The sequence below is a fragment of the Enterobacter sp. K16B genome, assembly GCF_020216105.1.
Classification (GTDB): domain Bacteria; phylum Pseudomonadota; class Gammaproteobacteria; order Enterobacterales; family Enterobacteriaceae; genus Enterobacter; species Enterobacter sichuanensis.
In genome coordinates this window covers 21395-29562 of record NZ_JAIWJZ010000010.1, presented here as the reverse complement: position 1 = coordinate 29562, position 8168 = coordinate 21395, and the positions used below count along the sequence as shown (strand labels likewise).

At 54.0% G+C, this 8168-nt stretch carries 7 protein-coding genes and 1 riboswitch; of the genes, 2 read left to right on the top strand and 5 right to left on the bottom strand.

What is annotated here, in order from left to right:
* Positions 1 to 270: 270 nt before the first annotated feature.
* Both murI and btuB read right to left on the bottom strand, forming a co-directional pair.
* Positions 271 to 1122, bottom strand: a complete 852-nt coding sequence (gene murI, locus LDK53_RS02520; RefSeq protein ID WP_225283996.1) for a glutamate racemase — start codon at positions 1120 to 1122, stop codon at positions 271 to 273.
* Complete coding sequence (btuB, locus tag LDK53_RS02515; protein ID WP_225283994.1) at positions 1067 to 2905, bottom strand: TonB-dependent vitamin B12 receptor BtuB; 1839 nt, start codon at positions 2903 to 2905, stop codon at positions 1067 to 1069. Before btuB ends, murI begins: the two co-directional genes overlap by 56 nt.
* Before the next feature lie 65 nt (positions 2906 to 2970).
* Positions 2971 to 3147, bottom strand: a riboswitch (cobalamin riboswitch).
* Positions 3148 to 3251: 104 nt separating this feature from the next.
* On the opposite strand from btuB, the gene trmA reads away from it, so the two are divergent.
* Entirely contained in the window at positions 3252 to 4352 is a 1101-nt protein-coding gene (gene trmA, locus LDK53_RS02510) for a tRNA (uridine(54)-C5)-methyltransferase TrmA (RefSeq protein ID WP_104557204.1), read from the top strand.
* 79 nt (positions 4353 to 4431) lie between these two features.
* Here trmA and LDK53_RS02505 read toward each other — a convergent pair whose 3' ends face one another.
* Entirely contained in the window at positions 4432 to 4791 is a 360-nt protein-coding gene (locus tag LDK53_RS02505; protein ID WP_025758852.1) for a YijD family membrane protein, read from the bottom strand.
* Between the two features lie 9 nt (positions 4792 to 4800).
* Complete coding sequence (gene fabR / locus LDK53_RS02500) at positions 4801 to 5439, bottom strand: HTH-type transcriptional repressor FabR (protein WP_008501784.1); 639 nt, start codon at positions 5437 to 5439, stop codon at positions 4801 to 4803.
* A 196-nt stretch (positions 5440 to 5635) separates the two neighbouring features.
* On the opposite strand from fabR, the gene sthA reads away from it, so the two are divergent.
* A complete protein-coding gene (gene sthA, locus LDK53_RS02495; RefSeq protein WP_025758849.1) occupies positions 5636 to 7036 on the top strand; it encodes a Si-specific NAD(P)(+) transhydrogenase in 1401 nt (466 codons plus the stop codon).
* Here the strand turns inward: sthA and oxyR are convergent.
* The gene (gene oxyR, locus LDK53_RS02490; RefSeq protein WP_025758848.1) at positions 7019 to 7936 is read right to left on the bottom strand and encodes a DNA-binding transcriptional regulator OxyR; all 918 of its coding nucleotides are present in this window, start codon (positions 7934 to 7936) and stop codon (positions 7019 to 7021) included. The two genes, sthA and oxyR, sit on opposite strands and share 18 nt — an antisense overlap.
* Between the last annotated feature and the right edge of the window lie 232 nt (positions 7937 to 8168).

Genomic DNA, 8168 nt, shown 5'->3' with positions numbered 1-8168 from the left:
CACAGATTGTCTGATAAATTGTTAAAGAGCAGTTGCAACGCGGCTTTCAGCTCATCGTTGCGAGGTCCCGTATATTACGTTTTCCTCATTCAGAGTCAAGTGATTATTTTCGCTTTTCTCTGTTGGCGTTCATCTCTGAACCCCGCTAACCCGGCGGCCTGTAAGCCGTTGTTCCGTGTCAGTGGAGGCGCATTATAGGGAGTTCTCTGACGTTGACAACCCCTCTTTTAAAAAAAACGTTCAACCGTCTCTTTTTTGCTCAAAACCGTGCTACAGCGCCAGTTTTTCGAGCGTTTCAAAGCCGTAACGACGTAAAACGGGTAAAAGTTGCTCGGTCTCATTCGTGATGGCCATACAAAAAGCAATATTCGCATCAGCTGATTTCGCATCCGGCGCTTCATGCTCCAGTAACCAGGCCGTACGACGAGCGATAGCCGCACCAGAATCCACCAGACGTGTCCCTTCCGGCAACACGGCTAAAAGTTCTTCCTGTAATAGCGGGAAGTGGGTGCAGCCCAGCACAACGGTATCCGGTGGTTCGGGCATCCGCAGCCACGGACGAAGAATACGACGCAACTCTTCGAGTGATACCGCCTTACCATGCAGCTTCGCTTCGGCCATTTCCACCAGCTCAGCCGAACCGAGCATCGCAATCTGGCATTCGTTGGCAAAACGGTCGATCAGCTCGCGGGTATAAGGACGCTTTACCGTGCCTCGCGTTGCCAGCAACCCCACAATACCGTTCGCCGTCAGGCGCGCTGCTGGTTTTATCGCAGGAACGACCCCTACAACCGGAAACTGGAATTTTTCACGCAGGGCAGGAAGGGAAACGGTGCTCGCCGTATTGCAGGCGATAACGGCCAGCGCGAGGGGATAGCTCTTTTGTACCGCAGTAACGATTTCAACCACACGCTCAACAATAAAATCTTCGCTCTTTTCCCCATACGGAAAAGCAACGTTATCGAAGGCGTAGATGTAATGAAGATCCGGCAGGAGATGCCGGATCTCATCATAGACCGAAAGCCCACCGACGCCGGAATCAAATACCAGCACGGTGGGACGCGGATTAGAAGGTGTAGCTGCCAGACAAGGTGTATTCCCGTCCTGCAGTTTGGTAGCCATAAACTGTCTCGTAATCTTTATCGAACAGGTTGGCTATTTTACCACGAACTGTGAGGTGTGAGGTGACAGGATACGAAACTGCGACATCCCACAGGCTTACGCCGCCCATTTTGACCTTCTGGCTCGGCCATGTACCGAAGTCGGTATCGTACCGCGTCCCCAGATAGTGATAGGTCAGACTCCAGTCAAAATCATAGATCTGCGTATCAAGCTGATACTTCACCTGCTGTTTAGCGCGACGATCCAGCAGCTGGTTGGTTGCCGCATTACGCGCATCAACATAGTCATAACTGACAGTATGCATGACCGGGCCAGTATCAAACGAAGCCGTCGCTTCGACACCTTTAATACGTGCCTTGCCAACGTTGTAATACTCCTGAAGGTTATTGTTGAAGTCGATCAGGTTATCAACATCGTTACGATAGGCCGACACGCGCCAGTTCACGCCTGCGGTAAGGCCTTCGAACGCCCCTTCCCACTGCTTGCTCTCTTCAGGATCAAGATGGTCATTACCGTAGAGCCCGTAGAGTTGCCCCAGATTCGGTGCTTTATAGGCCGTACCATAAGAAGCAATGAAACGGTAACCGTCAATAAACTCCCAACCCGCACTGCTCTGCCAGGTACCATGGCGACCAAACTGCGAGTTATCGTCGCTGCGCGCTGCGCCTTCCAGCGTAATATCGCCAAACTTCTGCAACGCCGTCAGGTAGGCGCCCGTGTTACGAATGTCGTAGGCATTAGGCACATAGTTGGTGTTAGGTTCTGTGCTCTGTTTTTGCCAGTCGATACCCGCGCCGATATTGCCATGGCCAACGTCCACAGAGTTTGTCCACTGAACGTTGTACTGTTTGATTTCGTCCAGCGTAGCCGTGGCGTCATAACGTCCAAGATGCGGATCGTAGTAAAAATCCTTGCTGTGGCTGTAACTGGAAAGCAGCTGTGAATGGAAGATATCTTCGTTGAAGCGCAGTCCGGCATCCCAGGTCTGGCTATACAGCTGGCGGGTATCAACCAGCGCGGTTGGGCTGTAATAAGCGTCATAGGCAGTACGGTTGCTGTAACCATATCCGCGAACGAAGCCGCTCCATTGATCGGAGAACGCATGCTCCAGCGCACCGTAGATCGTTTTATTCATGTAGCCGTCGCGATCGGTTTGGGGAACGCCGCCGTTGTTACCGTCCGCCACCACATCAAAGCCTTTGGTATACGTGTAATCACCGGCCAGCGTCACACGCGTAGTTTCACCCAGCGTCTGCTGGGTACTGCCGCCATAATTTTGGTAACCGTGCGAGCCTACGCCTGCATTCAGAGTCGTACCATCTTTGGCGCGGGTGGTAATGATGTTCACTACGCCACCAATCGCATCGGAGCCATACACCGCCGAACGCGGGCCACGGATGTATTCGATACGCTGCACCAGCGCGATCGGAAACTGGCTGAGATCCGATGCGCCTGTGACGCCCGCCTGGTTAAGTCGGATCCCGTCGACAAGGATGAGAACATGACTGGAATTCGTACCGCGTATAAAGAGTGAAGAATACTGCCCCATTCCGCCGTTTTGTGCGGTATCCACACCCGGCAGGCGGCGCATAACATCGACAACGGTCGTGGATTGCCAGCGCTCAATATCCTCACGCGTCACCACGGACGTCGGCGCCAGAACTGTTTTTTCCTGTTGTTCAAAACGATTTGCCGTCACCACCAACGAGTCTGCGCTATCCTGCGCCCAGCCCGAAAATGCCGTGACGGAAAACGCCGTCAACAGCGATACTTTTTTAATCATTGTTAAAGCATCCACAATATAAGAAGGATGCCGCAGGCCTCATCGATAGCACGCGATGATGAAACCAAATGCGACGTGATCCCGGCAGGTCTTCGGGCTAGGTGGCTTTATAAGGATGAAGACTTCCCATTTTCACAGTGTCTACAACGCTCATCCCGCCAGTCGTTACCGCTGCGCGTCAGCTCCAGATTTACACTGGATTCCCTTTTCACTCTCATGAGACCGGAAACAGAATGCTACAATTAGACACGTATAGATGTCCAGACAGCTATTAGCCATTAAATCTGGACATCCCCTGAACAATCCCTACAATCCCCGCGTAATTCTTTATCACTCAGGACGCATCATGACCCCCGAACACCTCCCGACCGAACAGTACGACGCGCAGCTGGCAGAGAAAGTTGTCCGCCTGCAAAGTATGATGACGCCGTTTAACGCGCCCGTTCCCGAGGTGTTTCGCTCGCCTGTCAGCCACTATCGTATGCGCGCCGAGTTCCGCATCTGGCATGACGGGGATGACCTGTACCACATTATTTTCGATCAGCAGACCAAATCCCGCATTCGCGTGGACAGCTTCCCGGCCGCGAGTGAGCTTATCAACCAGCTTATGACGCTAATGATCGACGGCGTACGTGATAACCCGGTGCTGCGCCACAAGCTGTTCCAGATCGACTATCTGACCACGCAAAGTAACCAGGCTATCGTCTCCCTGCTGTATCACAAAGCGCTGAATGACGAGTGGCGCGAGCAGGCCGAAGCGCTGCGTGATGCGCTTCGGGCGCAGAACATCAACGTTCATCTGATTGGCCGCGCGACAAAAACCAAAATCATGCTCGATCAGGATTACGTCGACGAGCGTCTGCCGGTGGCGGGTAAAGAGATGATTTATCGTCAGGTGGAGAACAGTTTTACCCAGCCGAACGCCGCGATGAATGTGCAGATGCTGGAGTGGGCGCTGAAGGCAACGGAAGGGTCAACGGGCGATCTGCTTGAACTGTACTGCGGTAACGGCAACTTCTCTCTGGCGCTGGCACGTAACTTCGATCGCGTGCTGGCGACGGAAATTGCCAAGCCGTCAGTTGCCGCCGCGCAGTACAACATTGCCGCCAACCATATTGATAACGTGCAGATCATCCGTATGGCCGCTGAAGAGTTTACCCAGGCCATGAACGGCGTACGCCAGTTTAACCGTCTGGAGGGGATCGATTTGAAGAGCTACCAGTGTGAGACGATTTTTGTCGACCCGCCGCGCAGTGGACTCGACAGCGAAACCGAAAAGATGGTGCAGGCGTACCCGCGTATTTTGTACATCTCCTGCAACCCGGAGACACTGTGCAAGAACCTTGAAACATTAGGCCAGACGCACAGAGTTGAACGTCTGGCACTGTTCGATCAGTTCCCGTATACCCACCATATGGAGTGCGGCGTTTTACTTACCGCACGGTGATCTACAGGCCGGGTAAGCGTAGCGCCACCCGGCGTTTTTGGCAGGTGGCGCTTCGCTTACCTGCCCTACAAATGATTCATTACTCCGGCAACTGGCTTTTGCGGCTACGCATGCGAGCGCCGATCCAGAATACCAGCGCAACAGACAGTACCGCAGGGAAGAAGTTAGAGCCGATATCCGGATACTCCGCGCGCACCACCGTGCTGTAGAGCAGTACACCCAGAATAAAGCAGGCCGCCGCCAGTCCCGGCAACCCGACCGGCATCGTGCGGTTCAGGTAACGTTGATGCAGACAGTAAACGGTCAACACCAGCGCAATAAGCGGGAAAATTGAAAACGGAACAATGGAGCTAAAAATAGCGGCAAACGTCCCATTAATGGATAAGCCAGCGATCAATGCCAGCAACAGCGTCCCTTTATCCTGACCTGACTGTTTCATTACTCACCTTCACTCTTCGGTTTGATGTGCCAGTTTCTCTTGTTCACGGCGATACCAGTAGTATGCCCCTTTGGAGATCATCCTTAGCTGCAATACCAGTCGCTCTTCAAGCTGCTTACGTTGTTCAATGCTGACATCCAGCGCTTCGGCACCCGCGCTGAACACAATCGTCACCATCGCCTCGGCCTGCGCCTCAGTAAACGCACGTGGCATATGATTTTCGAGTTCAAGATAGTCGGCAAGTTCCGCGATGAAATGCTGAATTTCACGCGCGACGGCGGCACGAAACGCCGCTGATGTCCCCGAACGCTCGCGCAAAAGCAGACGAAACGCGTTGGGGTTATTGCCGATAAATTCCATAAAGGTCGATACCGAGGTGCGGATGACGCTGCCCCCTTTGGCGATACGCTGACGCGCCTGGCGCATCAACTGGCGCAGCATCAGGCCGCTTTCATCGACCATGGTCAGGCCCAGTTCATCCACATCACGGAAATGACGATAAAAGGATGTTGGCGCAATCCCGGCCTCGCGTGCGACTTCGCGCAGGCTCAAACTGGCAAAACTTCGCTCAGCACTCAGTTGACTGAATGCGGCTTCCACCAGCGAACGCCGGGTTTTCTCTTTTTGTTGTGCTCTTACGCCCATCACGATAGTTGAATCCTTCCAAAGGCCTGATGGCACTATACCAGAGAATAAAATTAATCTGTTTGCTCAGCTTTGTGAATGATTGTTTACGTGCGGTTTGTGCTCCACTGCCGGAAAAAAGCACAACGATAATTGGGTTACTCGGGCAATGATGTTATGATTCTGTTGCTTTTATGTATAAGAACAGGTAAGCCTTGCCATGCCACATTCCTACGATTACGACGCAATAGTTATTGGTTCCGGCCCCGGCGGTGAAGGTGCTGCTATGGGTCTGGTGAAACAGGGAGCCAGAGTAGCGGTCATTGAGCGCTACCATAATGTCGGCGGCGGTTGCACCCACTGGGGCACCATCCCTTCCAAAGCCCTCCGCCACGCCGTTAGCCGCATTATTGAATTTAACCAGAACCCTCTTTACAGCGACCACTCCCGACTTCTTCGTTCATCCTTTGCTGACATCCTGAACCACGCGGATACCGTCATTAACCAGCAGACACGTATGCGTCAGGGATTTTATGAGCGTAACCACTGTGAGATTTTGCAGGGCAACGCGCATTTTGTGGATGAACACACGCTGGCACTCGAGTGCCACGACGGTTCGGTTGAAACCCTTACCGCCGAAAAATTTGTCATCGCCTGCGGTTCACGCCCTTACCATCCGGCCGACGTGGACTTCTCACATCCGCGCGTCTATGACAGTGACTCCATTCTGAGCCTGCACCATGAACCCCGTCACGTCATTATCTATGGTGCGGGAGTCATTGGCTGTGAATATGCGTCGATCTTCCGCGGAATGGATGTCAAAGTTGACCTGATCAACACCCGCGATCGCCTGCTGGCGTTCCTCGATCAGGAGATGTCAGACTCGCTCTCCTACCACTTCTGGAACAGCGGCGTGGTGATTCGCCACAACGAAGAATATGAGAAGATTGAAGGCTGTGACGACGGGGTGATCATGCACCTCAAGTCCGGCAAGAAGCTGAAAGCTGACTGTCTGCTGTATGCCAACGGCCGTACCGGTAACACCGATTCGCTGCAGCTGGAAAATATCGGCCTTGAAACCGACAGCCGTGGTCAGCTGAAGGTCAACAGCATGTATCAGACCGCCCTGCCGCATATCTACGCGGTTGGCGACGTGATTGGCTACCCAAGTCTGGCCTCTGCCGCTTATGACCAGGGGCGCATCGCGGCTCAGGCGCTGGTAAAAGGCGAAGCGACGGCGCATCTGATCGAAGATATCCCGACGGGCATCTATACCATCCCGGAAATCAGTTCTGTCGGCAAAACCGAGCAGCAACTGACCTCAATGAAGGTGCCTTACGAGGTAGGGCGCGCGCAGTTTAAACATCTGGCGCGGGCGCAAATCGTGGGGATGAGCGTGGGGACGCTGAAGATCCTGTTCCATCGCGAGACGAAAGAGATCCTCGGGATTCACTGCTTTGGTGAACGCGCCGCGGAAATCATTCATATCGGCCAGGCCATCATGGAGCAGAAAGGTGGTGGCAACACCATTGAGTACTTCGTTAACACCACCTTTAACTACCCGACCATGGCCGAAGCCTATCGGGTCGCTGCCTTAAACGGTTTAAACCGCCTGTTTTAACGCACTGTCGAAATGGCCATCCATCGCACCACGGATGGCCTCTGCCAGCTGCTCATAGCGGCTGCGCAGCGGTGAGCCCGGGCGATAGACCAGACCAATGGTTCGACGCGGCTCTGGCTTAATGCACGGCAAGTAAACCACACCATCGCGTTTGCGTTCGCGCGGTACCGCCAGCGCCGGCAGCAGCGTGATTCCGCTTCCCGCCGCGACCATATTACGCAGCGTTTCCAGGCTGGTTGCGCGGAAATGGGTATCCTCATCAGCGCCCGCTTCAAAGCAGAAGCCCATCGCCTGATCGCGCAGGCAGTGGCCGTCTTCCAGCATCAGCAGCTTTTCACCGGCGAGATCGGCCATCGGCACACGATCGCGGTTCGCCCACGGGTGATCTTCGTAGATCGCCAGCATCATTGGCTCATCGAACAGCGGCACTTCAATAAAGGCTTCACTCTCTTTCACCAGCGCCAGAATGGCGCAGTCGAGCTTGCCGCTGTCCAGCTGTGCCAGCAGCTGATGGGTTTGCGCTTCATGCAGGTACATTTCGAGTTTCGGGAACGTCTGGTGCAGCATTGGAATGATGTGCGGCAGCAGGTACGGACCAACGGTTGGGATCAGGCCAATATGCAGTGGGCCAGACATCGCCTCTCCCTGCTGGCTTGCCATTTCCTTGAGCACTTTGACCTCGCGCAGCACGGTGCGCGCCTGATCCACCAGCAGTAAACCTGCCTGTGTGAACAGTACCTTACGACTGGTGCGCTCCAGCAACATCACGCCCAGCTCGTCTTCCAGCTTGCGGATCTGACCGCTCAGCGTGGGCTGGCTGACATGGCAGGAATCTGCCGCGCGGCGAAAGTGACGATGCTCGGCTAACGCTACCAGGTATTCAAGATCACGAATATTCATTATTCATCCTCCGTCGCCACGATAGTTCATGGCGATAGATAGCATAGCAACGAACGATTATCCCTATCAAGCATTCTGTTGAATAATACATCACATAGACGAGGCGGCACGTGTTTGACCCTTGACGTCCCCGCCCCGTCATCGGGTTTCTCCCAAAACTCGAACAACTAAAGCCAACGTGAACTTTTGCGGACCCCGTGGTCCGCTTTTTTTTTGCGCAAAAAAGCCTGGG

Coding starts and splice junctions, on each gene's coding strand:
- trmA (WP_104557204.1), top strand. CDS start 3,252: ATGACCCCCGAACACCTCCCGACCGAACAGTACGACGCGCAGCTGGCA.
- sthA (WP_025758849.1), top strand. CDS start 5,636: ATGCCACATTCCTACGATTACGACGCAATAGTTATTGGTTCCGGCCCC.
- btuB (WP_225283994.1), bottom strand. CDS start 2,905: ATGATTAAAAAAGTATCGCTGTTGACGGCGTTTTCCGTCACGGCATTT.
- murI (WP_225283996.1), bottom strand. CDS start 1,122: ATGGCTACCAAACTGCAGGACGGGAATACACCTTGTCTGGCAGCTACA.
- oxyR (WP_025758848.1), bottom strand. CDS start 7,936: ATGAATATTCGTGATCTTGAATACCTGGTAGCGTTAGCCGAGCATCGT.
- LDK53_RS02505 (WP_025758852.1), bottom strand. CDS start 4,791: ATGAAACAGTCAGGTCAGGATAAAGGGACGCTGTTGCTGGCATTGATC.